Genomic DNA, 713 nt, shown 5'->3' on the forward strand with positions numbered 1-713 from the left:
CTGTGTTTTTGCTAAACAGTCGCTTGGGCCTATTCACTGCGGCTTTCCGTTAAGAAAGCACCCCTTCTCCCGAAGTTACGGGGTCATTTTGCCGAGTTCCTTAACCAGAGTTCTCTCGCACACCTTAGGATTCTCTCCTCGCCTACCTGTGTCGGTTTGCGGTACAGGCACCTTTTATCTCGCTAGAAGCTTTTCTTGGCAGCGGGGAATCAAAGACTTCGCTCCATAAGGAGCTTCCCCATCACAGCTCAGCCTTCACGATAAGCGGATTTGCCTACTTATCAGCCTAACTGCTTGGACGTGCACAACCAATCGCACGCTTCTTCTATCCTTCTGCGTCCCTCCATTGCTCAAACGATAAAGAGGTGGTACAGGAATATCAACCTGTTGTCCATCGCCTACGCCTGTCGGCCTCGGCTTAGGTCCTGACTAACCCTGAGCGGACGAGCCTTCCTCAGGAAACCTTAGGCATTCGGTGGACGGGATTCTCACCCGTCTTTCGCTACTCATACCGGCATTCTCACTTCTAAGCGCTCCACCAGTCCTTCCGGTCTGACTTCACTGCACTTAGAACGCTCCCCTACCACTGATACCATTGGTATCAATTCGCAGCTTCGGTGGTGTATTTAGCCCCGGTACATTTTCGGCGCAGAGTCACTCGACTAGTGAGCTATTACGCACTCTTTAAATGGTGGCTGCTTCTAAGCCAACAT

1 rRNA gene is annotated in these 713 nt (G+C 51.5%); it reads right to left on the reverse strand.

The annotated features are described in order from the left end of the window. Window positions 1-713, reverse strand: a 23S ribosomal RNA gene (locus tag FE392_RS20190); the annotation flags it as partial.

Origin of the sequence: Xenorhabdus santafensis (genome assembly GCF_033949405.1) — a bacterium.
GTDB classification, from domain to species: Bacteria; Pseudomonadota; Gammaproteobacteria; order Enterobacterales; family Enterobacteriaceae; genus Xenorhabdus; species Xenorhabdus santafensis.